At 67.5% G+C, this 25053-nt stretch carries 26 protein-coding genes and 2 tRNA genes; 12 read left to right on the plus strand and 16 right to left on the minus strand.

What is annotated here, in order from left to right:
- Window positions 1-7 precede the first annotated feature (7 nt).
- Window positions 8-775 (minus strand): DUF881 domain-containing protein, encoded by a 768-nt coding sequence (locus G6N28_RS11135; protein ID WP_163900243.1) that lies wholly within the window; start codon window positions 773-775, stop codon window positions 8-10.
- A gap of 84 nt (window positions 776-859) precedes the next feature.
- Between G6N28_RS11135 and crgA the strand changes: the two genes are divergently transcribed.
- Together crgA and G6N28_RS11145 are read left to right on the plus strand one after the other, a co-directional pair.
- Window positions 860-1123 carry a cell division protein CrgA gene (gene crgA / locus G6N28_RS11140; RefSeq protein WP_163900245.1) on the plus strand — a complete coding sequence of 88 codons (264 nt, stop codon included), beginning with the start codon at window positions 860-862 and terminating at the stop codon, window positions 1121-1123.
- 155 nt (window positions 1124-1278) lie between these two features.
- A complete protein-coding gene (locus G6N28_RS11145; protein WP_163900247.1) occupies window positions 1279-1698 on the plus strand; it encodes a PH domain-containing protein in 420 nt (139 codons plus the stop codon).
- Between the two features lie 6 nt (window positions 1699-1704).
- Here the strand turns inward: G6N28_RS11145 and G6N28_RS11150 are convergent, their stop codons facing one another.
- Window positions 1705-2232, minus strand: coding sequence for a peptidylprolyl isomerase (locus tag G6N28_RS11150; RefSeq protein WP_163900249.1), 528 nt, complete (start codon window positions 2230-2232; stop codon window positions 1705-1707).
- A gap of 105 nt (window positions 2233-2337) precedes the next feature.
- Between G6N28_RS11150 and cwsA the strand changes: the two genes are divergently transcribed.
- Window positions 2338-2769, plus strand: coding sequence for a cell wall synthesis protein CwsA (gene cwsA, locus G6N28_RS11155; RefSeq protein ID WP_163900251.1), 432 nt, complete (start codon window positions 2338-2340; stop codon window positions 2767-2769).
- A 31-nt stretch (window positions 2770-2800) separates the two neighbouring features.
- On the opposite strand, the gene G6N28_RS11160 is transcribed toward cwsA, so the two are convergent.
- The 10 genes from G6N28_RS11160 to dnaA all read right to left on the minus strand — a co-directional run bounded on the left by G6N28_RS11160 (window position 2801) and on the right by dnaA (window position 14792).
- Window positions 2801-2873: transfer RNA gene (locus tag G6N28_RS11160), tRNA-Ala, on the minus strand.
- A gap of 141 nt (window positions 2874-3014) precedes the next feature.
- Window positions 3015-3088 (minus strand) — tRNA-Ile (locus G6N28_RS11165).
- A 55-nt stretch (window positions 3089-3143) separates the two neighbouring features.
- Window positions 3144-4061, minus strand: coding sequence for a DUF3566 domain-containing protein (locus G6N28_RS11170; RefSeq protein ID WP_163900253.1), 918 nt, complete (start codon window positions 4059-4061; stop codon window positions 3144-3146).
- 28 nt (window positions 4062-4089) lie between these two features.
- Window positions 4090-6597: a DNA gyrase subunit A gene (gene gyrA, locus G6N28_RS11175; protein WP_163900255.1), complete on the minus strand. Its 2508-nt coding sequence runs from the start codon at window positions 6595-6597 to the stop codon at window positions 4090-4092.
- A 32-nt stretch (window positions 6598-6629) separates the two neighbouring features.
- Window positions 6630-8666, minus strand: coding sequence for a DNA topoisomerase (ATP-hydrolyzing) subunit B (gene gyrB / locus G6N28_RS11180; RefSeq protein WP_163900258.1), 2037 nt, complete (start codon window positions 8664-8666; stop codon window positions 6630-6632).
- 232 nt (window positions 8667-8898) lie between these two features.
- Window positions 8899-9447 (minus strand): DUF721 family protein, encoded by a 549-nt coding sequence (locus tag G6N28_RS11185; protein WP_163900259.1) that lies wholly within the window; start codon window positions 9445-9447, stop codon window positions 8899-8901.
- Window positions 9437-10612 carry a DNA replication/repair protein RecF gene (gene recF, locus G6N28_RS11190; RefSeq protein ID WP_163900261.1) on the minus strand — a complete coding sequence of 392 codons (1176 nt, stop codon included), beginning with the start codon at window positions 10610-10612 and terminating at the stop codon, window positions 9437-9439. The genes G6N28_RS11185 and recF overlap by 11 nt, the downstream gene beginning before the upstream one ends.
- Window positions 10613-10639: 27 nt before the next feature.
- Complete coding sequence (gene gnd, locus G6N28_RS11195) at window positions 10640-11533, minus strand: phosphogluconate dehydrogenase (NAD(+)-dependent, decarboxylating) (RefSeq protein ID WP_163900263.1); 894 nt, start codon at window positions 11531-11533, stop codon at window positions 10640-10642.
- A gap of 28 nt (window positions 11534-11561) precedes the next feature.
- Entirely contained in the window at window positions 11562-12755 is a 1194-nt protein-coding gene (dnaN, locus tag G6N28_RS11200; protein WP_179962057.1) for a DNA polymerase III subunit beta, read from the minus strand.
- A 531-nt stretch (window positions 12756-13286) separates the two neighbouring features.
- Window positions 13287-14792: a chromosomal replication initiator protein DnaA gene (gene dnaA, locus G6N28_RS11205; RefSeq protein WP_163900267.1), complete on the minus strand. Its 1506-nt coding sequence runs from the start codon at window positions 14790-14792 to the stop codon at window positions 13287-13289.
- A 563-nt stretch (window positions 14793-15355) separates the two neighbouring features.
- Here dnaA and rpmH point away from each other — a divergent pair.
- The 9 genes from rpmH to G6N28_RS11250 all read left to right on the plus strand — a co-directional run bounded on the left by rpmH (window position 15356) and on the right by G6N28_RS11250 (window position 21697).
- Window positions 15356-15499, plus strand: a complete 144-nt coding sequence (rpmH, locus tag G6N28_RS11210; protein ID WP_082933415.1) for a 50S ribosomal protein L34 — start codon at window positions 15356-15358, stop codon at window positions 15497-15499.
- Window positions 15500-15520: 21 nt separating this feature from the next.
- Window positions 15521-15880, plus strand: a complete 360-nt coding sequence (gene rnpA / locus G6N28_RS11215) for a ribonuclease P protein component (protein ID WP_163900268.1) — start codon at window positions 15521-15523, stop codon at window positions 15878-15880.
- Between the two features lie 53 nt (window positions 15881-15933).
- Window positions 15934-16221: a membrane protein insertion efficiency factor YidD gene (gene yidD / locus G6N28_RS11220; RefSeq protein ID WP_220097473.1), complete on the plus strand. Its 288-nt coding sequence runs from the start codon at window positions 15934-15936 to the stop codon at window positions 16219-16221.
- Window positions 16214-17317, plus strand: a complete 1104-nt coding sequence (gene yidC, locus G6N28_RS11225; protein ID WP_163900272.1) for a membrane protein insertase YidC — start codon at window positions 16214-16216, stop codon at window positions 17315-17317. The genes yidD and yidC overlap by 8 nt, the downstream gene beginning before the upstream one ends.
- Before the next feature lie 34 nt (window positions 17318-17351).
- Window positions 17352-17906, plus strand: coding sequence for a Jag family protein (locus G6N28_RS11230; protein WP_163900274.1), 555 nt, complete (start codon window positions 17352-17354; stop codon window positions 17904-17906).
- A gap of 55 nt (window positions 17907-17961) precedes the next feature.
- Window positions 17962-18663 carry a 16S rRNA (guanine(527)-N(7))-methyltransferase RsmG gene (rsmG, locus tag G6N28_RS11235; RefSeq protein WP_170307893.1) on the plus strand — a complete coding sequence of 234 codons (702 nt, stop codon included), beginning with the start codon at window positions 17962-17964 and terminating at the stop codon, window positions 18661-18663.
- A complete protein-coding gene (locus G6N28_RS11240; RefSeq protein WP_235674538.1) occupies window positions 18660-19661 on the plus strand; it encodes a ParA family protein in 1002 nt (333 codons plus the stop codon). Before rsmG ends, G6N28_RS11240 begins: the two co-directional genes overlap by 4 nt.
- A gap of 48 nt (window positions 19662-19709) precedes the next feature.
- On the plus strand, window positions 19710-20708 hold the full coding sequence (locus G6N28_RS11245; protein ID WP_163900278.1) for a ParB/RepB/Spo0J family partition protein: 999 nt from the start codon (window positions 19710-19712) through the stop codon (window positions 20706-20708).
- 218 nt (window positions 20709-20926) lie between these two features.
- Window positions 20927-21697 (plus strand): acetyltransferase, encoded by a 771-nt coding sequence (locus tag G6N28_RS11250; protein ID WP_163900280.1) that lies wholly within the window; start codon window positions 20927-20929, stop codon window positions 21695-21697.
- Window positions 21698-21704: 7 nt separating this feature from the next.
- Here the strand turns inward: G6N28_RS11250 and G6N28_RS11255 are convergent, their stop codons facing one another.
- The 4 genes from G6N28_RS11255 to G6N28_RS11270 all read right to left on the minus strand — a co-directional run bounded on the left by G6N28_RS11255 (window position 21705) and on the right by G6N28_RS11270 (window position 25038).
- A complete protein-coding gene (locus G6N28_RS11255; protein WP_163900283.1) occupies window positions 21705-22901 on the minus strand; it encodes an N-acetylmuramoyl-L-alanine amidase in 1197 nt (398 codons plus the stop codon).
- Between the two features lie 135 nt (window positions 22902-23036).
- Window positions 23037-23375, minus strand: coding sequence for a thioredoxin (gene trxA, locus G6N28_RS11260; protein ID WP_163900285.1), 339 nt, complete (start codon window positions 23373-23375; stop codon window positions 23037-23039).
- Window positions 23376-23390: 15 nt separating this feature from the next.
- Complete coding sequence (gene trxB / locus G6N28_RS11265; RefSeq protein ID WP_163900287.1) at window positions 23391-24362, minus strand: thioredoxin-disulfide reductase; 972 nt, start codon at window positions 24360-24362, stop codon at window positions 23391-23393.
- A gap of 70 nt (window positions 24363-24432) precedes the next feature.
- Window positions 24433-25038, minus strand: coding sequence for an RsmA family anti-sigma factor (locus G6N28_RS11270; protein WP_163900290.1), 606 nt, complete (start codon window positions 25036-25038; stop codon window positions 24433-24435).
- Between the last annotated feature and the right edge of the window lie 15 nt (window positions 25039-25053).

A 25053-nucleotide genomic window follows, 5' to 3' on the forward strand; every position in this document is an offset into this window, starting at 1 on the left:
GAATCACTCAGTAACCCACCGGGCCCGCCGGCTTGGCGAACTCCATCCGCACGGGTTGCTTGTGCCCGACGATCTCGACCGCGGACCGCGGTTCCTCGGAGTAGCCCAGCCCGAACCGCACGACGTACTGCCGATACAGCTTGACCAAGGGCGCGGCGCCCAGGGCGGCCTGCATGGCCTGTGCGTCCCCGATCGCGGTGATCACGTAGGGCGGGCTGTAGGTGCGCCCGTTGAGCAGCAGGGTATTTCCTACGCATCTCGGCGCCGACGTGCCGATGATGCGCTGGTCCTGCATCTGGATGCCCTCGGCGCCCGCGCTCCACAGCGCGTTGAGCACGGCGTCGATGTCCTGCTGGTGCACGACGAGGTCGTCGGGGGAGGCGTCGCGAGGGAAGCGGCCCTCGGCGTCACGCTGGGCGTCGGTGAGGGTGACGACGAGACCGGGCCCGCGCATCGGGTCCAGCCCGGCCTCGACGGCGAGCCGGTCGGCGCGGGCGGTGATGGCCGCGAGGGCGGCGTCGGCGGCGGGGGTGCCGCCGTGGTGGCTGTCGAGGGTCGCGGCCAGCGCGTCGCGTTCGGCGCTGAGCCGGTCCACCGACTGCTGGGTCTCACGGACCAGGTCGACGAGCCGGGGAGCGTCGCTGCGCCGGATCTCGTCACCGCCGGACACGCCGTGGGTGGCAGCGAGCAGCATCCCGGCCAGCAGACAGACCGCGGGCACCCCGAACCGCCACGCGGTGCGCTTGCGCGCCTGCTGAGGGGCGGTCGGGTCCATCGGCTGGTCTCCTGCGAGGTGGTGGCTGCGATAGGCTAGCTACATCGTCGCACCGTGTGACCCCGATTGCTCGCGAAGGTACCCATGCCCAAGTCCAAGGTTCGTAAGAAGAACGACTTCACCATCAATCCGGTGAGCCGGACCCCGGTCAAGGTCAAGGCCGGACCGTCGAGCACCTGGTTTGTGGTGTTGTTCGTGAGCCTGATGCTGATCGGCCTGGTGTGGCTGCTGGTCTTCCAGCTGGCCGCGTCGGCCATCCCGTTCATGGCCGACCTCGGCCCGTGGAACTACGCGATCGCGTTCGCGTTCATGATCACGGGATTGTTGCTCACGATGCGGTGGCGCTGAGCCCACCCGTCACATAGATGAATTCATCTCGGTCACCCCGCGTTACCCGTTTCGCAACTTCGCTGTCACCAGATCACACGGGTGTGATTCATCCCCATTGGGGATAGCACTTGTGGATAACCCCGTTCCCGGCGGTGAGAGGGTGTGAGCCAAACGTGCAGCAAACTGAATGGAGCCCGCCTACGCTCGGAATCGCAGCTTGCGGCATAGCGGGACTTATCTTGGCTACCCTCGTTGTGACCATAATCACAGACCCGCCGGGGCGCATTCTGGGGGGCGTTGCCGCCGTCGGATTATTGGCATTCGCAACGATGTCGTGGCGTGCGCGGCCCAAGCTGGCGATTGCCGACGACGGCCTGGTGTTCCGCGGCTGGGCCGGCACACGACATCTGCGCCCCGCTGATATCCGGCGCATCCGGATCACCGAATTCAACCGGCTCGCCCGTAAGCAGCGCTTGCTGGAGATCGACACCGCCGACGATCAGCTCCTGGTCCTCACCCGGTGGGATCTGGGCACCGACCCCCTGAACGTGCTCGACGCGCTCACGAAAGCCGGTTACGCCGGCACCCGATGATCTCGGTCAGCTGATCGTGATCGAGTCGATGACCACCGGATCGGTGGGCCGATCGTTGCGGTCGGTGGCGGTGGTGGCGATCGCGTCCACGACCTTCTGCGACTCGGGGTCGACGACCTCCCCGAAGATGGTGTGCTTGCGGTTGAGGTGGGGCGTCTTGCCGACGGTGATGAAGAACTGCGAGCCGTTGGTGCCGGGGCCGCGGTTGGCCATCGCCAGCAGGTAGGGCTTGTCGAACTGCAGCTCGGGATGGAACTCGTCGGAGAACTCGTAGCCCGGCCCGCCCCGGCCGGTGCCCGTCGGGTCGCCGCCCTGGATCATGAACCCGGCGATGACGCGGTGGAAGATGCTGCCGTCGTAGAACGGGCCCGACGAGCCGCCGGATGCGTTCTCACCGCGGTACTCCTTGCTGCCCTGCGCCAGGCCGACGAAGTTGGCGACGGTTTTGGGCGCGTGGTTTCCGAAGAGTGCGATCTTGATGTCACCGCGGTTGGTGTGCAGCGTCGCGGTCGCTGTCTGAATAGGGCTCGTCACGGGAAGCCAGTGTGCCACGCCCGCGCACCGCGCCTAACGGGCACCGCCGGGTAACCGATGATGGCAGTCTGGTAGCAACTGGCGAGCGGCTGAAAGAGGTGTCGGATGCGCACGACGACGGACGAGCGGTTGACCCCGGGGCAGCGGTTGAGCCGCGGGCTGAAGTATTCGGCGGTCGGCCCGGTCGACGTCACCCGAGGCGCGCTGGGTCTCGGGCTCAGCGGCGCGCAGTCGTCGGCCGCCTGGGTGGGGGAGCGCTACCGCCAGGGCCGGCTGAAGGAGCAGTTGAGCAAGGACCTGGCCGCCGCTCAGGAGGTGATCGGCACCGAGCTCGCCGCGGCTCAGGAGGTGGTGTCGGGCCTGCCGCAGGCGTTGACGAAGGCCCGCGCGCGGCGGCGACGGCGGCCGCTGCTGCTGGCCGCGCTCGGCGTGGTGGTGCTGGCCGGGGGAGCGGTGGCGTTCTCGATCGTGCGCCGGTCGACGCAGCCGGAGCCCTCGCCGCTGCCGCCGAGCGTCGAGGTGACACCCAAGCCCTGACCGCAAGCGGTGCAGCACATTTCGTAGCTTGTGGAGCCTAGGAGAATCGAACTCCTGACATCTACCTTGCAAAGGTAGCGCTCTACCAACTGAGCTAAGGCCCCGTGCCGGGTCCGGCCGATGCGGCGGCTAGGCGACGTGCCACACCTCGGGCCCGTGCCGCGACCGCCACACCGTGACGGCCACCACCGCGGCGACTCCCGTGGCGAGCAGCAGCGCCAGCCTCATTGGTCGAAACCTTCCCGTGGGGCTAGGAGGACTCGAACCTCCGACCTCTTCGTTATCAGCGAAGCGCTCTAACCGCCTGAGCTATAGCCCCGTACGCCCTTCGGCCGAGCGACGAGATTACCGCAAGGATAAGCCGCCGCCCAAACTCAATCCCGATCGGCAAGGGTGACTTCGATGCCGCCGACCAAATCGGTGGTGAGGTTGTAGACGAACGCGCCCACGGTGGCCATCGCGGTCAGCAACACGATGTTGACCAACCCGATCAACGCCGCGCTGCCGAAGATGGTGCCGCTGGACACCAATTCGCCGCCGGACGCGCCGCTGGCGCTGGTGAGCAGATCGCCGACGTTGCTGTTGAGCTTGCTCCACACACCCATCCCGCCGAGCGCCAGGTACAAGAACGCGACCGCGATCATCCACACGAAGAACAACGCCACCGACAACACCAGCGACACCTTCAGCGTGCTCCACGGGTCGATCCGGCGGATCTGCATGCTGGCCCGAACCGGGCCGTGGTGCCGGGCGCCGACCTGGATGCGGCCGGCGGGACCGACCGGGCGGGTCGTCGGTTCCGCGGTGGGCCGCTCGGGCGCGGGCTTGCGCTGCGCGGGGCGCGGCATCGGTCCGGACAGGTCCGGCAGCTCGCTGCTGTAGGCCTCCGGCCGACCCTGCCGGGTCTCGGCGCCGGCAGCCGGTCGAGCGTCGGGGGCGGGGGAGGGGCCGCCGCCGCGGGCCGCCTCCTCGGTTTGCTTCTCGGGCGGACGCGGCTGTTCTGGCGGACGCGGTTGCTCCGGCGAGCGCGGCTCCTCACCCCGGGTGCTGGGCCCGCGTCCCGCCACCGGGCGCCGCCGCGGCGGAGCCTCCTGCGGCCGGTGCGCCGCGCCGACGTTGCGCGCCCCTGCGCCCCGCTGCCAGGGCGGAGCGTCACCGCGCTCGGAGACACCCGGACGCGACGCTGCGGCCCCCAGCGCGCCACCGTCGTGCTCGGGCCCACCACCCGCGCCGTTGGCGCCGGTGGGACCATCGACCGCGCGCGGGTTTCCCGGCTCGTTCGGTGAACTCACCTACCGCTCCTCACTGGTGACCGGCTGCTCAGGCGCCGGGGTCGGTGTTGACCTCGTCGGTGCTGTCACCATGCTCGGCGTTGCGCGCGATGGCAACCAGTGTGTCGCCCTCACCCAGGTTCATCAACCGGACGCCCTTGGTTTGCCGCCCGGCCTTGCGGACCTGGCGAGCCGCCGTCCGGATGACGCCCCCACCCGAGGTGATGGCGTACAGCTCCGTGTCGTCATCGACGATCAACGCACCGACTAGCGTGCCACGACGTTTGTCGTACTGGATCGTCAGCACCCCTTTGCCGCCGCGGCCCTGCACCGGGTATTCCTCGATCGCGGTGCGCTTGGCGTAGCCGCCGGACGTGGCGACCAGCAGATACGTGCCTTCGCGCACGACGTTCAGCGACAGCAGCTCGTCGTCGGCGTTGAACCGCATGCCCTGCACACCCGAGGTGGCCCGGCCCATCGGGCGCAGCGCCTCGTCGGTTGCCGAGAACCGGATGGACTGGCCCTTGGCCGACACCAGCAGCAGGTCGTCCTCGGCCGAGCACAACACGGCGCCGACCAGCTCGTCGCCCTCGCGCAGGTTGATCGCCACGATGCCGCCGGAGCGGTTGGAGTCGAACTCGGTCAGCCGCGACTTCTTCACCAGCCCGTTTCGGGTGGCCAGCACCAGATAGGGCGCGTCCTCGTAGGTCTTGATCTGAATGACCTGGGCGATGCGCTCCTCGGGCTGGAACGCCAGCAGGTTGGCCACGTGCTGGCCGCGCGCGGTGCGCGACGCCTCCGGCAGGTCGTAGGCCTTGGCCCGGTACACCCGGCCCTGCGTGGTGAAGAACAGGATCCAGTCGTGCGTCGAGCAGACGAAGAAGTGGTTGACGATGTCGTCCTGCTTGAGCCCGGCGCCCTGCACGCCCTTGCCGCCCCGCTTCTGGCTGCGGTAGAGGTCGGTCTTGGTGCGCTTGGCGTAGCCGGTCTCGGTGATCGTGACGACGACGTCCTCGCGGGCGATCAGGTCCTCGTCGCTGACGTCGCCGTCGGCGGCCACGATCCGGGTGCGACGGTCATCGCCGTACTTGTCGACGATCTCCTTGAGTTCGTCGCGCACGATCCCGCGCTGCCGCTCGGGCTTGGCCAGGATGTCTTCCAGATCGGCGATCTCGGCCTCGATCTTGGCCAGGTCGTCGACGATCCGCTGCCGTTCCAGGGCTGCCAGCCGACGCAACTGCATGTCCAGGATGGCCTGGGCCTGGATGTCGTCGATGTCGAGCAGCTCGATCAGGCCCTGGCGCGCGATGTCCACGGTCTCCGAGGCCCGGATCAACGCGATCACCTCGTCGAGGGCGTCGAGCGCCTTGACCAGACCGCGCAGGATGTGGGCCCGTTCGTTGGCCTTGCGCAGCCGGTAGGTGGTGCGCCGCACGATGACGTCGAGCTGATGGTTGACGTAGTGCCGGATCATCTGGTCCAGCCGCAGGGTGCGGGGGACCCCGTCGACGATCGCGAGCATGTTGGCGCCGAAGCTGGTCTGCAGCTGGGTGTGCTTGTAGAGGTTGTTCAGCACCACCTTGGCCACCGCATCGCGCTTGAGCTCGATGACGATGCGCAGCCCGACCCGGTCGCTGGACTGGTCTTCGATGTTGGCGATACCGGCGATCTTGCCGTCGCGTACCTGTTCGGCGATCGACGTGATGAAGTTGTCGTGGTTGACCTGATACGGCAGCTCGGTGATGACGAGGCCGGTGCGGCCACGGCTGTCTTCTTCGATCTCGGCGACGCCGCGCATCTTGATGGAGCCGCGACCGGTGGTGTAGGCGTCCGTAATACCTTGTGAGCCAACGATCATCCCGGCTGTGGGGAAGTCCGGTCCCTTGACGCGTTTAGAGACGGCCTTGAGTGTCTTCTCCTCGTCGGCATCGAAGTTCTCCAGGCACCAGTACACCGCTTCGGCGAGCTCGCGCAGGTTGTGCGGCGGGATGTTGGTGGCCATGCCAACCGCGATGCCGCCCGAGCCGTTGGCCAACAGGTTCGGGAACCGGCTCGGTAGCACGGTGGGTTCCTGCACCCGGCCGTCATAATTGGGAACGAAATCGACGGTCTCCTCGTCGATTTCGCGCAGCATCTCCATCGCCAACGGGGTCAGCCGCGCCTCGGTGTACCTCATGGCCGCAGGCGGGTCGTTGCCCGGTGAGCCGAAGTTGCCCTGCCCGTCGACCAGTGGGTAGCGCAGCGACCACGGCTGGGCCATCCGGACCAGGGTGTCGTAGATCGACGCGTCGCCGTGCGGGTGGTAGTTGCCCATCGTTTCGGCGACGGAGCGCGCGGATTTCGCGTGGCTGCGATCGGGTCGGAAACCCGAGTCGTACATGGCGTAGAGCACCCGGCGGTGCACCGGCTTGAGACCGTCGCGGACCTCGGGCAACGCGCGGCCGACGATGACGCTCATCGCGTAATCGATGTAGCTGCGCTGCATCTCCTGCTGGATGTCGACCGGTTCGATGCGGTCGCCTGCTTCGTCGCCGGGTGGCAACGTGGTGTCAGTCATTTAATGAGTCCTACTGGTTGATTTCAAATGTTCTAAACGTCAAGGAAGCGCACGTCTTTGGCGTTTCGTGTGATGAAGCTGCGGCGTGCTTCCACGTCCTCGCCCATCAGCACCGAGAACAGCTCATCGGCGGCGGCCGCGTCGTCCAGGGTGACCTGGCGCAGAATCCTGGTGGACGGGTCCATCGTGGTTTCCCACAGTTCCTTGGCGTCCATCTCGCCGAGGCCCTTGTACCGCTGGATGCCGTCGTCCTTGTTGATCTTCTTGCCGGCAGCCAGGCCCGCTTCCAGCAGCGCGTCGCGCTCGCGGTCCGAGTAGGCGAATTCCGGTTCGCTGCGTTGCCATTTCAGCTTGTACAGCGGCGGCTGTGCCAGGTACACGTGGCCGTTCTCGATGAGCGGCTTCATGAACCGGAACAGCAGCGTCAACAGCAGCGTGGCGATGTGCTGGCCGTCCACGTCGGCGTCGGCCATCAGCACGATCTTGTGATAGCGCAGCTTGGAGATGTCGAATTCGTCGTGGATGCCGGTGCCCAGCGCGGTGATGATCGCCTGCACCTCGGTGTTTTTCAGCACCCGGTCGATGCGGGCCTTCTCGACGTTGATGATCTTGCCGCGCAACGGCAGGATCGCCTGGAACATCGAGTCGCGCCCGCTCTTGGCCGAGCCGCCCGCCGAGTCGCCCTCCACGATATAGAGTTCGGACTTGCGCGGATCGGTGGAGCGGCAGTCGGCCAGCTTGCCCGGCAGTCCGCCGATGTCGGTGGCACTCTTGCGACGCACCAACTCACGCGCCTTGCGCGCGGCGATGCGCGCCTGTGCGGATGAGACCGCCTTGTTCACAACGGTTTTCGCCTCGGCGGGGTTGGCCTCGAACCAGTGGCCCAGCTGTTCGTTGCAGATCTTCTGCACGAACGACTTCACCTCGGTGTTGCCGAGTTTGGTCTTGGTCTGACCCTCGAACTGCGGTTCGGCCACCTTCACCGAGATGACCGCGGCCAGGCCCTCGCGGATGTCGTCGCCGGTGAGGTTGGGGTCCTTGTCCTTGAGCAGCTTCTTGTCTTTGGCGTACTTGTTGACCACGCTGGTCAGCGCCGCCCGGAAGCCCTCCTCGTGGGTGCCGCCCTCGTGGGTGTTGATGGTGTTGGCGAAGGTGTGAACCGACTCGGAGTAGCCGGCGTTCCACTGCAGCGCGACCTCGACTTCGTGGCCGTCGCCCTTACCGGAGAAGTCGATGATGCTCTGGTGGATCGGGGTCTTGGTCCGGTTGATGTGCTTGACGAAGTCGACCAGGCCACCGGGGTAGTGGAACGTGCGGTGCTTGACCTTGAAGGGCTCGGCCGCCTCGGCGGCCTTCTCCTCGGCGGACTTCGGCGCCTCGGCGACGTCGCTGACGACCTCGTCGGTGACCTCTTCGGCCCGGACCCGCTCGTCGATCAACGAGATGGTCAGACCCTTGTTCAGGAACGCCTGCTCCTGCAGGCGGCGCGCGACGGTCTCGAAGTCGTACTCGGTGGTCTCGAAGATGTCGGGATCGGGCCAGAACCGCACCGTCGTCCCGGTCTTCTTAGTCTTGCCTCCCTGCTTGAGCTCGCCGGGCACGGATCGGTCGTAGTACTGGAACCACTCGTAGCCGTCCCGCATGATGGTCACCTCGACACGCGAGGACAGCGCGTTGACCACCGACACACCCACGCCGTGCAGACCACCGCTGACTGCGTAGCCGCTGTTCTCCCCGCCGAACTTGCCGCCGGCGTGCAGCTGGGTCATGACCACGTCGACGGTGGGGATGCCGGCCTGCTTGTGCTTGGCCACCGGGATGCCGCGGCCGTCGTCGGTGACCTCGACACTGCCGTCGGCCAGAAGTTTGACGTCGACCCTGGTGGCATAGCCCGCCATCGCCTCGTCGATCGAGTTGTCCACCACCTCCCAAATGAGGTGGTGCAGACCACGCTCACCCGTGGAGCCGATGTACATGCCCGGACGTTTGCGGACAGCCTCCAGCCCCTCGAGAATGGTGATTGCATCGGCGCCGTACTCCTTGGGAGCACTCTTCTTCTGGGCAGCCACGTGGACGGGTCTCCTTAAGTCTCTTGCCGGGGGAGGCATGCTGAGCGGTCGACCACCGCCCGCGGATCTGACACCAGTCTACCGGCAAGTACCGTCAGGACCGATTCTCAGGGGGCGTTTCTACACACCTATTTGCGTCGCCTGTGGAATTTTTCGCCTCAAGGTGCCTGATGACGCTCGGGAACGCGGATCGAAGCGTTCTAGTGCGATTCAGGAACTTCTCGGACCGCCCCTAACCGTAGGTGTCGCGAGGCCCGCGGCCCGCGATGTGATAGGGCCCCTTCCGCCACGACGGGGCCACCGGACCAACGATCTTCAGTGACGTGACCACCCCGTCGCCGACCGCGGCGGCGATCTTGGCCAGAAGTTGCGCCTGCACCATCCGCAGCTGGGTGGCCCATGCCGTGGATTCCGCCGAGACCGTCAGCACGCCGTCGTGCAGCGTGGTGGGTGTGGCGTGCGCGGCGATCTGCTCGCCGACGACCGCGGTCCACCGTCCGAACACCGCACCTTGTGCCACCCGCCCGGACCAGCCGCGGGTGCGGGCGACCTCGCGCGCCGCCGAGCCCAGCGGCTGCGGATCGCGCGAATCCGGTCCCGGGCCCGACCAGCGGCGCCGGCTGGTCCCCGCCACCCGCCGCGGCCGCGGTTGCCGGCCACGGCCCACGTCCTTACCTTGGCGCCGCGCGGCACCGCGCGCCTCCTCCAAGGTGCGCCGAACCAGGTCCATCCCGGCGAGACCCGCCAGATGCTCGGGCGGGCGCAACTCGTCATCGCTCATCGGCGACCCCCCTCACCTCGGAGATCCGGCCGTCATCGCCGTCGCGCATCGACACCTCGATCCGGCGCGCATCCCAGTCAGCGGGGATGTCGTCGGCGACCGCGGCGGTGACCAACACCTGTTCGGCGTCGGCCGCGACGTTGGCCAGCGCCTGACGGCGCGAGCTGTCCAGTTCGGCGAACACATCGTCGAGCAACAGCACCGGGTCGCCGGCCTCCGCCCGCAACAACTCATAGGCCGCCAACCGCAACGCCAACGCCACCGACCACGACTCCCCATGGCTGGCAAAGCCTTTCGCGACTTGATCACCCAACCGCAGCTCCAGATCGTCGCGGTGCGGGCCGACCAGGCACACCCCCCGCTCGAGCTCGGCGTCGCGGCGCCGCGCCACCGCATCCAGCAGCGCCGTCTCGAACAGTTCCACGTTCCCGGTGCCTGCGGCGCTTTCCTGTTCGACCAGCTCGACCCCGCTGCGGTACCGGATCGACGCGGGCCGCGATGACGGCGCCAGCAGTTGGTAGGCCTTCTCCACCTCCGGGGCGAGCTGGTTGACGAGGTCGACGCGGGCCGCGATGAGCCGCGCCCCCTTTTCGGCCAGGTGCCCGTCCCACACGTCGAGGGTGTCCAACACCCCGCGATCGCCGCGATACCGCGCGGCCGCCGCGGTCTTCAACAGCGCGGTCCGCTGCCGGAGCACCTTGTCGTAGTCCGCGCGCACGGCCGCGATCTGCGGACGGCGGGTGGTGGCGAGCTCGTCCAGGTAGCGCCGGCGTTCCCCGGGGTCCCCGCGCACCAGCGCCAGATCCTCCGGCGCGAACAACACCGCGCGCAACACCCCGAGAATCTCGCGTGCCGCGCGTACCGGTGAGCGGTTGAGCCGGGCCTTGTTGGCCCGGCCGGCGGTGATCTCCAGATCCACCGCGAGTTCACGGCCGTCGTTGACCACGATGGTCGACACCACCGCGCGCGCCGCGCCGGTGCGGATCAGCGGCGCGTCGGTCGCCACCCGATGTGATCCCAGGGTCGCCGAATACCACAGTGCCTCAATGATATTCGTCTTGCCGAAGCCGTTCGGGCCGACGAAGACGGTGCGTCCCGGCTCGAGGTCCATGTCGATCCGCGGCCAGGACCGGAAATCGGTCAACCCGAGACGACGGACATGCACGCTAATCGCTCCTCGCGTATGCAGCCACTAGCCCGACTCGCTGATCCGTTTGACCGCGTGCCCGCCGAACTGGTTGCGCAGCGCCGCGACCGCCTTCATCGTGGGTGACTCGTCTTGGCGCGACAGGAACCGCGCGAACAGCGCCGCCGCGATGCTGGGCACGGGCACCCGCAACCGGATCGCCTCCTCCACCGTCCAGCGTCCTTCACCGGAATCCTCGGTGTAGCCGCTGATCTCGGCGAAACCCGGATCCTCTTTCAACGCCTTCGCCAGCAACTGCTGCAACCAGGACCGGACCACGGTGCCGTTGGTCCAGGCCTGATAGACGGCTTGGGGGTCCCGGATGAGATCTTCGGCCTCCAGCATTTCGTAGCCTTCGGCGTAGGCGGTCATCAAGGCGTATTCGACGCCGTTGTGCACCATCTTCGCGAAGTGACCCGCGCCCACCGGTCCGGCGTGCACGAACCCGTCCTCCCGCGGCCCGCCCGGGCGCAACGCGTCGAAGATCGGCATCGCGCGCTCGACATCGACGTCGGCGCCGCCGATCATCAGGCCGTACCCTTCCTTCAGTCCCCAGACGCCACCCGATACGCCCGCGTCGATGAAGGCGATTCCCCTGTCGCCCAACATCTTCGCGTGTGGCACATCCTCGGTGTAGCGCGAATTGCCGCCGTCGATGACCAGGTCGCCCGCGCCGAGTTCCTCCGCCAAACTGGTGATCGTTTCGCGGGTGACCGCGCCCGATGGGACCATCACCCACACCACCCGCGGTGGCTGGAGCGCGGCAGCAAGGGCACCGAGCGACGGCACGTCACTGACTTCGGGCCTCGGGTCGAAGCCGATGACCTCATGCCCGGCCTTGCGCAGGCGCTCGCGCATGTTGAAGCCCATCTTGCCCAGACCGACCAGACCCAGTTGCATATCCGCCCCTCTCTGGCGATCGGGCCGGTCAGCCGGGAAGCCGCACCGGCATCAACAGGTAGACGTAGTCCGTCTGCGCGGCAGGGAACGGGCCCGTCGCCCCGACCTCGACGTCCTCGTCGCCGGCCGGGCGCAACACGGCGGGCCGACTGGGGGTGGTGAACCCGAACGTCACCCGATCCGAGTGCAATGACCCCAAGCCGTCGGTCAGGTATGTGGGGTTGAACGCAATGGTCAGCGGATCGCCGGCGAACGTGACCGGCAGATCCTCTTCCGCGCGCCCGACGTCGTCGGCGCCTGCCGACAGCCGCAACACATCGTCGGCGAACTCCATCCGCACCTGTGCACCACGGTCGGCGACCAGCGCGACCCGTTTGATGGCCTCGGAGAGCTCGGCGACGCCGATGGTCGCCACCGAGGTGTGCTCGGTGGGCAACAGCTGGCGGAACTTGGGGAACTCGGCGTCCAGCAGGCGGGTGGTGCTGCGCTTACCTTGGCTGCGGATCCCCAGCAGACCCTCCTGCCCGACGGCGGACCCGGCACCCAACGACAGGTGGACCTCGCCGCCGTCGGTGGCCGCCTTCGCCGCCTCGGCCAACGTCTTGGCCGGGACCAGAACCGCGGCTTCCAGATCTGCCGCCGCCGTGGACCAGGTCAACTCCCGAACGGCCAGGCGGAACCGGTCAGTGGCCGCCAAAACCACCTTCTCCCCGGCGATTTCCACCCTGATGCCGGTGAGCATCGGCAGCGTGTCGTCGCGGCCGGCAGCCACGGCGACCTGGCCGATCGCCTCGGCGAACAGCTCCGAGGACAGCACGCCTGTCTCCTCGGGGAGGGTGGGCAGGGTGGGGTAGTCCTCCACCGCCATCGTCGGCAGCGAGAACCGGGCGCTGCCGCAGGTCAGCGACACCCTGGTGCCCTCGACGCTGACATCGATCGGTTTGGCCGGCAGTGCCCTGGTGATATCGGACAACAACCGGCCTGAAACCAAAACGCTTCCCGGAGAGGCTATTTCGGCGGGAACCTGCACCTCGGCCGACACTTCGTAGTCGAAGCCCGAGATCGTCAGACCGTCGTCGGTGCCGGTGAGCAACACGCCGGCCAGTACCGGAACCGTCGGCCGGGTGGGGAGGTTTCGGGCTACCCAGGCCACCGCGTCGGCGAAGTCTTCGCGTACCAGCCGGAACTTCAAATCGGTGAGACCGACCGTTGTCGTCGCCACGTCCATTGGGTCCCTTCGATCATGAACACAACAAGCATTACGCAGCGGTTCACCGGTGTTTCACCCGCATTCGACCGACTGCGTCGCAACGACCGTAACGGCTGCCGCTGAACCACCGTAGAGCTTTCCGCGTCAACTTGAAAGCTAATCGATCGGGCTGACATGCAGGTCGGCGACCGGTTTGAAACCTGGACGAAAGGGTATCTCCCCAGCCGCCTTCTTCTGAGGACAGTCTCTTGAGATAACCAAGCAACAGTATTAGGTCCTGTGCACATTGGGGATAACCCGGTGTTGTCCCCAGCACAACGCGATTCGGTGCTGTGAATGACCTGTGGATGGGTCGTTGATGAAATGACAGCCGCTGTGGAATACGGCCGGGCTGTGTAGGACCAGGCCGGTGATTCAACGGTTGACCCCAGGCTGTCCACACCGATGTGCACAGCCTGCCGGTGTGACGACTGGTGCTGAAGATGCCAAAGATTTTTGCGAATTCTTGGCGGCAACGGACGTCGGGGGACGCCGGGGGTGGGTTCAGCGCTTGGCGCGCTGCCGGATCCTGGTGGTGAGTTCCTTGACGTGATCGAACACTTCGCGGCGCTCGGCCATCTCGGCGCGAATCTTCTTCTCCGCGTACATCACTGTGGTGTGATCACGGCCGAATGCCTGCCCGATCTTGGGTAGGGAGAGGTCGGTGAGCTCTCGGCACAGATACATCGCGATCTGTCGGGACTGGGCCAGTGCGCGGGTCTTTCCGGGGCCACGGAGTTCCTCGACGGTGGTTTCGAAGTACTCGGCGGTGGTGGCCATGATCGCGGCCGTGCTGATCTGCATGGTGCTGGCGTCGGAGATGAGATCGCGCAAGACGATCTCGGCCAGCGACCGGTCGATCGGGGTCTTGTTCAGCGAGGCGAAGGCGGTGACTCGAATGAGCGCACCCTCGAGTTCGCGGATGTTGCGCTCGATGCTGCTGGCGATGAGCTCGAGCACATCGTCTGGCACGTCGAGGCGGTCCATCTGCGCTTTCTTGCGCAGGATCGCGATACGGGTCTCCAGTTCGGGGGGCTGGACGTCGGTGATCAGGCCCCATTCGAACCGCGTCCGCAACCGGTCCTCGAGGGTGGCGAGCTGTTTGGGCGGCCGGTCCGAGGAGATGACGATCTGCTTGTTGGCGTTGTGCAGCGTGTTGAAGGTGTGGAAGAACTCCTCCTGGATGCCTTCCTTACCCTCGATGAACTGGATGTCGTCGACCAGCAGGACGTCGATGTCGCGGTAACTGCGTTTGAAGGAGGCCTTGCGGTCGTCGCGCAGCGAGTTGATGAAGTCGTTGGTGAATTCCTCGGTCGAGACGTATTTGACCCGCATCCCGGGGAACAGGCGCTGGGCGTAATTGCCCGCGGCATGGAGTAGATGGGTCTTGCCGAGCCCGGATTCACCCCAGATGAACAGGGGGTTGTAGGCGCGTGCCGGTGCCTCCGCGATCGCGAGGGTGGCGGCGTGAGCGAATCGGTTCGATGCGCCGATGACGAAGGTCTCGAAGGTGTAGCGGCGGTTGAGGTTGACCGCGGTGTCCTCGTCGGTGGTGGGATTGAGTTGCCGATTGGCGAAGTAGCGCGGCCAACTCTCTTCGGCGCTGGCCAGGGCTTCGGAGACTTCGTCGACCTCATCGGGCTCGACGGCCTGGGACGAGGTGGGTTGGTACCCGGCGGAACTGTCGTCGGTGTCGTCTGAGGACGGAGCGGCGATGCGCACGCCGAGTTCGACGCGCTGACCGAGTTGGCGGCTGAGCGCGGTGATGATCGGTTCGCGCAGGTGTCGTTCGATCTCGTTCTGCACGAACGGGGTGGGTACCGACAGCAGAGCAAAGCCTTCGGTGATGACAAGCGGTTTGACCAGCTTCAGCCACGCCCTTTGCTGAGGGGTGAGGGTGGGGATGGTCGGGTCCCCGTTGGGGGCGTCGGTCGGGCGGGATTCGCCGTTGAGTTCAGCGACGACGGCGTTCCACACCGAAACGAACGGGGGGTCGGGGTCCGCTGTCAATGACTAGTACCCCCTTTTAGGCCGACGCTGGGACGACCAAATGAACGATGACGAACTGTCCACATGGTTATCCACAGATTGTGGATAACGGACAACCGTCGTCGCTCTGTTGTCTGCCTGTCTGCCGGTGAGGAGGGCACGGGCCGGGGCGCGTCACAGTGCTGGTAGTGCCCCCGTGGGCTCGCGACTTTTCGGCCATCCTCATTTCGTTGTCTGTCGCCGTTTCGTTATCGAATCGGCCTTGGCAGAAGCTAACAGTTTTCTGGCCGAGTGCCAACCGTTCCGCGACATTGACGGAAGCGGATTTTCGCCCTGCACCGAGGCGGGGCAGTTGTGACGGATGTGACGATTTGCCCGGGGCGCCGGCGAGGTTTGACCCAGGCAAAACTCGTCAGTACCCTCGAACAGTCGCCCGCACGTGGCGGCACGGCTGCGACCCGGATCAAGTGGGGACCGCGCCGGTCAAGCGGGACGGACGAGCTTACCAACGGCAACCGCGTCCAGCACCACGATCGTCGATCGGTGTGGGCTGCGGATGCAAGACGCAACAAGGAGATAGAGCCGTGGCCAAGGGCAAGCGGACTTTCCAGCCGAACAACCGGCGCCGGGCGCGCGTGCATGGGTTCCGGCTGCGGATGCGGACCCGGGCCGGCCGGGCCATTGTGTCGAACCGGCGCCGCAAGGGCCGTCGCGCATTGTCTGCGTAGCCCGACTCAGGAGCTAGCGCGGTGCTTCCGGCGCGGTACCGGATGACGCGGTCGAGCGACTTCGGGGCGACGGTGAGCCGAGGGGTGCGCTCGGTGCAGCCCGATCTGGTCGTGCACACCTTGCGTGCGGACAATGGGGCAGAAGACGGTCCGAAAATCGGGCTGGTGGTTTCGAAATCGGTTGGTACCGCAGTGCAACGACATCGAGTGGCGCGCCGGTTGCGGCACGTGGCCCGCGCGGTGATCGATGAACTCAACCCGGCCGACCGGGTGGTGATCCGCGCGATGCCGAGCAGCAGGCATGCGATCTCGGCGCGGCTGGAGCAAGAACTTCGCTCGGCTCTGAAACGGCGCCGGTCCACCAGCGGAGCCCGGCGGTGAGGGCGGGTACCGCCGCGCGCGGGGTCATCTTCGTCATCCAGCTGTACCGCAACATGGTCTCGCCTCTGCGGTTGCCGACGTGCCGCTTCATGCCGACCTGCAGCCAGTACGCCGTCGACGCGTTGAGCGAGTACGGGCTCGTCAAGGGCGGCTGGCTCGCGGTGGTGCGGCTGCTGAAATGCGGACCGTGGCATAGGGGAGGATGGGACCCGATACCGGACCGCGAGGGTGAGTCGCACCAAAGTTGTGCGCACGCAAGCGAGTACGGCTCCGACGGGGCCACAGACACCCACCGCCGTGAAGCCCCGGCAGTGCGATCAGGAAGCGAGACGCGTGTTTAACTGGTTCAGCCTCGACATCATCTACTACCCGGTGTCGGCGATCATGTGGGTCTGGTACAAGCTGTTCGCCTTCCTGTTGGGGCCATCGAACTTCTTCGCCTGGGCGCTGTCGGTGATGTTCCTCGTGTTCACCCTGCGTGCGATCCTCTACAAGCCGTTCGTCAAGCAGATCCGCACCACACGCCAGATGCAGGAGCTGCAGCCCCAGATCAAGGCGCTGCAGAAGAAGTACGGCAAGGACCGGCAGCGGATGGCGCTGGAGATGCAGAAGCTGCAGAAGGAGCACGGCTTCAACCCGATCCTGGGCTGCCTGCCGATGCTGGCGCAGATCCCGGTGTTCATCGGTCTGTTCCACGTGCTGCGCTCGTTCAACCGGACCGGCGGCTACGGGATCGGGGCGCAGCACCTCGACCCCGCGGTGAACCGCACGCTGCCCAACTACGTCTTCAGCGCCACCGACGTCGGGCACTTCCTCGATGCGCACCTGTTCGGCGCGCCGATCGGGGCGTGGATGACCCAGCCCGAGGCGAGCACGGCGGCGTTCACCGTCTTCGACCGCGCAGCGGTGATCGCCGTCGGTGTGCCGATCATGGTGCTGGCCGGCGTCGCGACGTACTTCAACAGCCGGGCGTCGGTGGCGCGGCAGAGCCCCGAGGCCGCCGCGAATCCGCAGACGGCGCTGATGAACAAGCTGGCGCTGTACGTGTTCCCGCTCGGCGTCGTGGTCGGCGGACCGTTCCTGCCGCTGGCGATCCTGATGTACTGGCTGGCGAACAACATCTGGACGTTCGGCCAGCAGCACTACGTGTTCGGCAAGATCGCCAAGGAAGAAGAAGCCAAGAAGCAGGAGGCGCTGGAGCGCCGCGCCCAGAACGCGCCGCCGCCGGGGGCCAAGCCGAAGCGGGCGCGCAAGGGCCAGGCCGCGTCCGCGCAGACGACCGCGACCGCGAAGACGGAGAGCGCCAAAGCGGAGGACGACACCGACACCGCGGCCGGCACCAGCCCACGCAAGCCCACATCGGGCCCCAACAACCGCGCGCCACGGCCAGGGGCCACACCACGGCCGGGTGCGCGCCCAAAGAAGCGGAAACGTTGACCGGTCTACGCCGGTGGAATGAGGAGACACAGTCATGACGGACGCTGAGACGACCGAGCGCGACGACGACATCACCGACGAGAGGGACGCCACCGAGGCCGCGGCGACGCCCGTCGACGACGATCTGGAGGAGCGCTTGGTCGCCGAGGGCGAGATCGCCGGCGACTACCTCGAGGAGCTTCTGGATCTGCTCGACTTCGACGGCGACATCGATCTGGACGTCGAGGGGGACCGGGCCGTCGTCAGCATCGACGGCGGCGGGGACCTGAACAAGTTGGTGGGACGCAAGGGCGAGGTGCTCGACGCGCTGCAGGAGTTGACCCGGCTCGCGGTGCACCAGAAGACCGGTGAGCGCAGCCGGCTGATGCTCGACATCGCGCGGTGGCGGCGCCGTCGGCGAGACGAGCTCACGGCGCTGGGCGAGAAGGTCGCGCGCCGGGTGCTGGAGACCGGTGAGCGTGAGGAGCTGGCACCGATGACACCGTTCGAGCGCAAGATCGTGCACGACGCGGTCGCCGCGGTCGATGGTGTGCACAGCGAGAGCGAGGGCGTGGAGCCGTCGCGCCGCGTCGTCGTGCTGCTGGACTGACCGGCGAGTTACATCGATGTAGTTTAGGCGGCAGCGGCGGAGCGGGATCCGGAGGATGTTTCACGTGAAACATGACGAGGTGTCGCCGGCCCCTCCGGCCGCCGAGGCCTTGTTCGGGGGGCGGCTCGACCGCGCGCGGCGGTATGTGGAGTTGCTGGCGGATGCCGGGGTGGAGCGGGGCCTGATCGGCCCGCGCGAGGTCGACCGGCTGTGGGAGCGCCACCTGCTCAACAGCGCGGCGGTGGGTGAGCTTTTGGAGCAGGGATCCGAGGTCGCCGACATCGGCAGTGGGGCCGGGCTGCCCGGGATACCGTTGGCGTTGGCGCGACCGGACCTGCGCTTGACCCTCATCGAGCCGCTGCTGCGCCGGAGCGAGTTTTTGCGCGAGGTGATCGAGGAGTTGGCGGTCGAGGTGACGGTGGTTCGGGGCAGGGCCGAGGAGCCAGCCGTTCGCCGCCAGGTCGGCAAGCAGGACGCCGTGGTCTCGCGCGCGGTGGCATCGCTGGACAAGCTGACGAAGTGGAGCATGCCGCTGCTGCGTGTGGACGGGCTGATGTTGGCGGTCAAGGGGGAGCGGGCCGAGGAGGAGGTCCGAGAACACCGGCGTGTGATGACCACGCTCGGGGCGGCCGATGTAAGGGTGATGAAATGTGGCGCGGATTTCTTGGATCCACCCGCGACCGTCGTCGTGGCACGGCGTCGCGCTCCGGATCCACAGCCACCACAGCGCTCAACGACGGGCAGGAGAAGACCATGACCGCGGTTCCTGAGCGCGGCGGCCCCGCGCCGGGCGGCGCCGACGCCGGCGGGGGCACCGGACATGTTTCACGTGAAACCTGGGATCCGTCCGCACCGCCCGCCGAGGACTGGAAGGACTCGACCGCGGTGGACACCCCGATCGGCGCCGAGGCCGAGCGCGCCGTGCGGTTGTTGCATGCGGCGGCCAAAGGGGGCCTGCCCCGTCCGGCGCGGCAGCGCGTCTTCACGATCGCCAACCAGAAGGGCGGGGTGGGCAAGACGACCACCGCCGTCAACCTCGCCGCGGCGCTGGCGCTGCAGGGGCTGAACACGTTGGTCATCGACCTCGACCCGCAGGGCAATGCCAGCACCGCGCTGGGCATCGAACACCGCCCGGGCACGCCGTCCTCATACGAGGTACTGATCGGCGAGATCCCACTGCAGGAGGCGCTGCAGCGCAGCCCGCACAGTGAGCGGTTGTACTGCGTCCCGGCGACCATCGACCTCGCCGGCGCGGAGATCGAACTCGTCAGCATGGTCGCCCGGGAAGGCCGGCTGCGTACCGCACTGGCCGGGCTCAAGGACTACAACTTCGACTACGTCTTCATCGACTGCCCGCCCTCGCTGGGACTGCTGACCATCAACGCGCTGGTCGCCGCACCGGAGGTGCTGATCCCCATCCAGTGCGAGTACTACGCCCTGGAAGGGGTGGGGCAGCTGCTGCGCAACATCGAGATGGTCAAGGCGCACCTCAACCCGCAACTGGAGGTGACTACCGTGGTGCTGACGATGTATGACGGGCGCACCAAACTCGCCGATCAAGTCGCTGCCGATGTTCGGTCACACTTCGGCGATAAGGTATTGCGGACCGTCATCCCGCGCAGCGTCAAGGTCTCCGAGGCGCCCGGCTACGGCATGACGATCCTGGATTACGACCCGGGCTCGCGGGGGGCGATGAGCTATCTGGACGCCAGCCGCGAGATCGCCGAGCGCGGCCAGCCCGGGCAGGACCGGTAGGCGGGTGCCCGCAGGGGACCACACCCGGAGAACAGGGGAGAGAGTGCAATGACCCAGTCGCCATCACGCAAGCGCAGCGGCCTCGGTCGCGGGCTGGCCTCGCTCATCCCCACCGGGCCCGGTGACGGCGACGGCTCGTCGTACGGGCCTCGAATGGGCGACGCCGCCGCCGACGTGGTCATCGGCGGATCGGCGGACGGCAACGGCGCTTCCGCCGCGACCGATGTCGGCGCGGTCTACCGCGAGATCGACCCCGGCGCCATCGAGCCCAACCCGCGCCAGCCCCGTCAGGTCTTCGACGAGGAAGCGCTCTCCGAACTCGTCCACTCAATCCGCGAGTTCGGCCTCATGCAGCCGATCGTCGTGCGTACCCTGCCCGTCGCGCCCGGCGAGAGGCAGCGTTATCAACTCGTGATGGGGGAGCGCCGCTGGCGGGCCGTCCAGCAGGCCGGGCTCGACACCATCCCGGCGATCGTGCGCGAGACCGCCGACGACGGCATGCTGCGCGACGCCCTGCTGGAGAACATCCACCGGGTGCAGCTGAACCCGCTGGAGGAGGCGGCCGCCTATCAGCAGCTGCTCGACGAGTTCGGGGTCACCCACGATGAACTGGCCGCGCGCATCGGACGGTCGCGGCCCTTGATCACCAACATGATCCGGCTGCTGCGGCTGCCGATCGCGGTACAGCGGCGGGTCGCCGCCGGTGTGCTGTCGGCCGGCCACGCCCGCGCGCTGCTCTCCCTCGAGGGCGGCCCGGAGAAGCAGGAGGAGCTCGCCGCGCGCATCGTGGCCGAGGGGTTGTCCGTGCGCGCCACCGAGGAAGCGGTCACGCTGGCCAACCGCGCCGAAGGCGCCGCACCGTCGCCCCAGCGGCGCAAGCCCATCCACATGCCCGGCCTTCAAGATGTTGCTGAACGCCTCTCCACGGCGTTCGACACCCGGGTCACGGTCAGCCTGGGCAAACGCAAGGGCAAGATCGTGGTCGAGTTCGGGTCGGTCGACGATCTGCAACGCATCGTCGAGTTGATGACCGCCGCAGAGCGCTGACCAGCCACCCGCGGTAATTACGTCACTGTGACGCTGACCCCGGATACCGGCCCGCATGAAGCCCGGTGGGTAGCCAATCCCGCTGTGGCTCAACCGATTTCGTGCCTACGCCGGTCATCGGCACGGTGTGCTGAGGAAACGGAACCGCCGCCGCCGGAGCCTTCTATCCTGGAAGGGCAGCAGTACCTCTCGGCACCGCATGGAACCCGGGGAGTTTAGTGTCAGCACGAATCGCGCCGCTTCGGCTCGACGCCTTCGAGCAGCTACCCAAGCACGCCCGTCGCTGCGTGTACTGGGAGGTCGATCCGTCGACTCTCGAGACGGGTGCTGACGCCGTCCCCGCCAAAAGCGCCCACTTGTCGGACCCCGAATTCGAGAAGGAAGCCTGGCTGTCGATGGTCATGCTGCAATGGGGGCCGTGCGGGCAGATCGCGGTGCAGTGCCCCGACGGAGCCGAGGACGAACCGGTTATCCTGCGCGGTGACGAGCAGTGCCTGGGCTATGCGTTTTACGCTCCGCCGACCGCGGTGCCCCGCGCCCGTCGTTTCCCGACCGGACCGGTCAGCGCCGACGCGGTGCTCTTGACGTCGCTGGGGGTTGAGCCGTGCGACGACGCCGACACCTTGCCGCGCAGCCTGATCGCCGCGGTCGTCGGCGACCTGGTGCGCCGCGGCGCGCGCGCGTTGGAGGCGTTCGGTCACACCGCCGCCGTCAGTGAACTCGCTGACTCCGACGCGGTGACACCGTCGTTGCGCGCGGTGATGGACGTGCTCGGCGATTGTTCGGTGGACCAGTGCGTGATGTCCGTGGACATGTTGCAGGACGCGGGCTTCGTCGTCGTCGCTGCGCACCCGTACTTCCCGCGGCTGCGGCTCGAACTCGAACAGGGCCTCGGCTGGAAGGCCGACGTGGAGGCGGCGCTGGAACGGCTGCTGGAGAACGCGGCGCTGCAACAACCCGTCGGCGCGGGCGCCCGCTGGTCTGAGTAGGCCCGGGTCAGGACCGGCCGACCCGGCCGGCCTTTTCGACGGACAATTCGTGTGCCAGCAGCTCGGCGAACGTGAATGTCCCTGTGGGACGGTCGTTTTTACCGAGCAGGTAGAGCCGTTTGACCGCGGCGAGAATACCCTCGGCGATGGAGTCACGGGTCTGGGTGGACACCAGCATGTCGCGGTCACGGGGGTTGGTGACATAGCCGACGTCGACCTGCACGGTGGGCATCCTGGTCAACCGCAGCAGATCCCATGTTCGGCCGTGCGTGCGGCAGTCCCGTAAACCGGTGCGCGCCACCACTTCTCGCTGAATGAAGTCGGCCAGGTTGCGGCCGATCGTGGACACCGAGCCGTGCGAGTTGCCGAAGTGGAACGAGGCGACCCCGTTCGCCGCGGGCGTGGGTTGGGTGGCGCAGCGCAGGCTGATCATCAGGTCGGCGCCTACGGTGTTGGCGGTGGCGGCCCGTTCGGCGTCGGAGGGCGACGCGTTGGGCGGACGCGACAGAAAGGTCTCCATCCCGATCGCGGTCATCCGGCCCTCCAGCCGACTGGCCAAGTCCCACAGGATGTCTGCTTCGCTGATCGGTCCGTTCGGGCCGTCGATGATCAGCCCGTGGTCGGCGCCGCCGCGGCCCGGGTCGATGATGATGCGCTTACCCGACAGCCGCGGCCCGGACTGGCGCACCAGCTCCTCCTCGCGGATCGCGTGCGGCGAGCCGCCGGTGACGCGAGAACCCAGAAAGTACAAGGACCGCAACGTTTCCGGGCCGCAAATCCCGTCCGGGTACAGCCCGTACTCACGCTGATACGACATCAGTGCGTTGTGCGTACTCAACCCGAAATAGCCGTCGACCAGGCCGGTGTAGAAACCCAGATCCTGCAACCGGGCCTGCAGCGTGGCCACGTCGTCGCCGTACATCGGGGCGCCGAACTGGTGGTTGAGCGTGCGGGCGCCGAGCCGGTACGAAGCTTCTTTGAGCGCACGGTAAGTGGCTTCTCCGACGATGCCGTCGACCAACAGCCCCCGGTGCTGCTGAAAGGCGCGGACCGCATGATCCAGGTCGTCGTCGAACATGTCGGCCGCGACGTGCTTGCCGGTGGTGATCTCGTCGTCGGGGTTTTCGATCATGCCCAACGCAGCCAGCGCAGCCCGTATCTCGGCGACCGCGGCTTCGCGGTCACCGCGACGCAGACTCGACATGGGCGACCTTTCGATCACGGGTGTCAGCGGTTGCTCGCGCGCTGACCAGGCATCAGTGACTTAGCCAGCATTGTCTCAGACACCCGCGTGATTCGAGAAAACGCCAGGCGGGTGTTCGGCCGTCGGGTTGCGGCGTTACACCACGTCGTCGAGTTCGCGCAGCAGCGCGGCCTTGCCTTTTGCTCCGACGATGCGCTTGACCGGTTCGCCGTCCTTGAACAGGATCAGCGTCGGGATCGACACGACCTGAAAGTCGCGGGCGGTTGCCGGGTTGGCGTCGACGTCGATCTTGGCGACGGTGAGCTGGCCGGCCTTCTCGGCGGCGATCTCCTCGAGTACCGGGGCGACCATCTTGCACGGGCCGCACCACGTCGCCCAGAAGTCGACGAGCACCGGGGTGCTGCTTGACAACACGTCCTCGGAGAACGAGTCGTCGGTCACGGCGACGGTAGCGGAGGGGGTGGTCTCAGCCATCGGGTGGTACTCCAATCAGGCGGGGGTGGATGTCTCTTCATCGGCTGGGGCAGAACCGATTTCGGCGAGCCAGCGTTCGGCATCGATGGCCGCCGCGCAGCCGCTGCCCGCCGCGGTGATCGCCTGCCGGTAGACGCGGTCGACGAGGTCGCCCGCAGCGAACACGCCCTCGAGCGACGTGTGCGTCGTGCGGCCCTGGGTCAACACGTAGCCGTCCTCGTCGAGGTGGATCTGGCCGCGCACCAGCTCCGAACGCGGGTCGTGCCCGATCGCGACGAACACCCCGGTGACCGCCAGCTTGGACTCCTCGCCGGTGAGCTTGTTGCGCAACCGCACGCCGCTGACCTTGGGGCTGCCCTCGATCTCGACGACTTCGGTGTTCGTCACGAAGGTGATCTTGTCGTTTGCCCTGGCGCGCTCCAGCATGATCCGCGAGGCGCGGAACTCGTCGCGGCGGTGCACGATCGTGACGCTGCGGGCGAACCGGGTGAGGAAGGTGGCCTCCTCCATTGCCGAGTCGCCGCCGCCGACCACGATGATGTCCTCGTCGCGGAAGAAGAAGCCGTCACAGGTGGCGCAGGTGCTCACGCCCATGCCGATCAGTGCTTCCTCCCCGGGCACGCCGAGGTGGCGCGCCGCGGCGCCCATCGCGAGGATCACCGCGCGGGCCCGGTGGGTTTCGTCGCCGACGGTGACCGTCTTGATCGGCCCGTCCAGCGACACCGCCTCCACGTCCTCCATGCGCAGGTCGGCGCCGAAGCGCAGGGCCTGCTCACGCATCTGATCCATGAGTTCCGGACCGGTGATGCCGTCCTTGAAGCCGGGGTAGTTCTCCACCTCGGTGGTGGTCATCAGCGCGCCGCCGAACTGGGTGCCTTCGAACACCAGCGGCGACAGCTGCGCGCGGGCCGCGTAGATGGCGGCGGTGTAGCCGGCCGGGCCGGATCCGATGACGATCACGTCATGCACCGTGGATGTCGAGGTCATGGGCGCCTTTCTGCCGAGGACGGACGGCACGAGTACCAACACCAGCCTAAGCCCAGGTGTTCCCGGGGAATTACGGGCGGTGCAGCGTGGTGCTGGCCAACAACCCGGTGTGAGCCGCGGTGCAGGTGGGTGGCACGACCACCGCGACGACGGCCCGGTCCGTCTCGCCGGGCAGCAACAGCAGCACCCCGGCGCGGCCGCCGACGTCGACCGGGCCCGCGCCCAGCGGCGTGACCGCCGAGTACCCCAGCCCGTCCAGGCAGGAGGCCAGCGGCTTCGGGTCGGCCAACGGCCCGTAGTCGGCGGGTCGGTCCAGCAGGGCCAGGATCTCGGCGTCGGAAAGCGGGATGGGTGGTGTCGACGGCGACACCGTCATGCTGCGCGCGGTCGGGCCGGGGTCGCGGCTGGTGGGGGGCGTGTCGGCCAGCATCGCCACCCCGACGACGACGCCGACCAGCGCCGCGCCGATGCCCACGACGAGGCCGAGCACCTGCAGCCGCCGCAGCCGCGGCCGTCGCACCGAGTGGGCCGGGCCCGCCCCGGCGGCCCGCAGCGCGGCGACAACCCGCGCGGTGACGCTGTCGTGCACCTCGGGCGCCGAGGCCTGGTCGCGGCCGAGCCGGGCGAGCTCGTCGCGCACCCGCGCCGCCGCCGGGTCCCGATCGTCGTGGTCCATCGCCGTCAGTCTCCA

The organism is Mycolicibacterium pulveris (assembly GCF_010725725.1).
Classification (GTDB): domain Bacteria; phylum Actinomycetota; class Actinomycetes; order Mycobacteriales; family Mycobacteriaceae; genus Mycobacterium; species Mycobacterium pulveris.